General features: G+C 65.5%; 1 protein-coding gene. It reads left to right on the top strand.

The genetic code is table 11. The features are described from left to right. Positions 1 to 161: 161 nt before the first annotated feature. Positions 162 to 2,386 (top strand): peroxidase family protein (locus WBV89_RS16015; protein ID WP_423982346.1); only part of this gene is annotated, 2,225 nt, incomplete at its 3' end.

Consider the following 2,386-nt stretch of genomic DNA (forward strand, 5'->3'; position numbering starts at 1 on the left):
CTTCCTCTCCGTGCCACGGGTCCCGTCGGGGACCGGCGGATAGTCGTGGCACCTAACTACGGGGAGATTCGGTCATGGAACCTGCAGTCTTGGTTGTTGGAGTGCTTGCGTTGTTGAGCGCGTGTCTACTCGTCTTCCACACCAGGCCTCGATTGCGCGGAGTGGGGCGCACCGCTATCGGGTTCGTGATGGCTGCGGTTGCCGCGGTGGTCGTGACGCCGGCGGCTCCGGCGAGCGCCGTGCCGACCGAGACGATTCCGGTGTTCCAGCTGTCGGCGAATGACCTCGACTTCATCATGGACCAGATCGAGATCTCGGAGGCGCACGCGTATGCCTTCGAGACCGGCGACAACAACTACTCGCTCTTGTGCGCGGACAACGCCGATGAGAGCGGAACGTGCGTGCGCGACGAACAGCTCCCGCACGGACTGCGCACGGTCGATGGTTCGTTCAACAACCTCGTCAACGTGGACTGGGGAAGTTCGAACGAGCTGATGCCGCGACTGCTGCCGGCGGACTTCCGCGACGCGGACCTCGTCGACCCCCCGCTCCCGCTCGGGCCTCCGGGAGGACCGACCGTCTCCGGACAGACGAGCTACGAGCAGACCGCTCCCGGTGACTTCGTCGTCGACAGCCAGGCTCGCGTGGCGAGCAACCTGATCGTGGACACGACGGACAACAACCCGAGCGCGCTCGCCGCCCTCGCCGACAACCCCAACGGTGAACTCGACCCGAACACGGGTGAGATCTACCTCCCCAACCGCACCGCCGACGAAGAACTGTCCGCGCCGGTCAACATGTGGTTCGTCTTCTTCGGCCAGTTCTTCGACCACGGCCTCGACCTCGTCAACAAGGGCGGCTCCGGAACGATCCTGGTGCCGCTGCGCCCGGACGACCCGCTGTACGACTCGACGCCGCCGAACCTGCGTTTCATGACCCTCGACCGGGCGACCAACCAGCCCGGCCCCGACGGAGTCGTCGGAACCCCCGACGACATCCGTGAGCACGAGAACCGCACCACGCCGTTCGTCGACCAGAACCAGACCTACACGTCGCATCCCTCCCACCATGTGTTCATCCGTGAATACGAACTCGTCGACGGCCAGCCGCAGGCGACCGGCAAGCTCCTCAACGGCGCCGACTTCGACGGCGACGGCGAGCGCGACGGCCTCGCCACGTGGAACGACGTCAAGACCCAGGCCCACGACATTCTCGGAATCGACCTGAACGACCTCGACGTCCTGAACGTCCCGCAGGTCTATGTCGACTACTACGGCAACTTCATCCCCGGCCCCAACGGCTTCCCCCAGCTGATGCAGACCGGTGCGAACGCCGGAATGCAGGAGGGCAACCTGACCACCCCGATCGACACGTCCACGGCGGTCGATCTCGACCAGTCCTTCCTCGACGACATCGCCCACGGTTCGGTGCCCCAGGAGTCCAACGATCCCGAGCTGTGCCCTGACGGCCCCCCGTGCCTCGCCGGCTACGACAACGTGGCCCTCGGCCAGCACTTCATCACCGGTGACGGACGTGGCAACGAGAACATCGGCCTGACCGCCGTGCACCACGTGTTCCACAGCGAGCACAACCGCATGCTCGGTCAGATCATCGACACGCTCGAGGACCCGGCCAACGCCGATGTGCTGGAGCGCTACCAGACCACCGATGAGGCGGACGACTGGGCCTACACCGAGCGCCTCTTCCAGGCGGCCCGGTTCGGCACCGAGATGCAGTACCAGCACCTCGTGTTCGAGGAGTTCGCCCGGACGGTCTCTCCGTCCGTGGACGGCGTGGTGTTCAACGAGAACGCCTACGACGTCACCGACGATCCCTCGATCGTGGCCGAGTTCGCCCACGTGGTGTACCGATTTGGACACTCGATGCTGACGCAGGACCTCGAACGGTCCGGCTTCGGAACCGAATCGGCGAGCCTGCTCGACGGCTTCCTGAATCCGGTCGCCTTCGGCTGTGCCGTGGCGCCTGACGTGAACAACGAATGTCCCGCCGGCCAGGAGATCCATCCGGAGCAGGCAGCGGGGGCGCTCGTCAACGGCACGACCGACCAGGCGGCCAATCAGATCGACGAGCTGATCACCAGCACGTTGCGCAACAACCTGCTGGGGCTGCCGCTCGACCTCGCCACGATCAACCTGATCCGTGGCCGTGATGTCGGCGTCCCGTCGCTGAACTCGGCACGTCGCACCTTCTTCGGAGCGACCCAGGATCCGAACCTGGCGCCGTACACCAGCTGGTTCGACTATGACATCGACCTGCGCAACGGCAACAACTTCGGCCGGTCCGACGCGGAGCAGGGCTCGGCGTCGCTGGTCAACTTCATCGCCGCCTACGGCACCCACCCGACGATCCTCGAAGCCGAGACGCT

Origin of the sequence: Ilumatobacter sp. (assembly GCF_049588435.1) — a bacterium.
Taxonomy (GTDB): domain Bacteria; phylum Actinomycetota; class Acidimicrobiia; order Acidimicrobiales; family Ilumatobacteraceae; genus Ilumatobacter_A.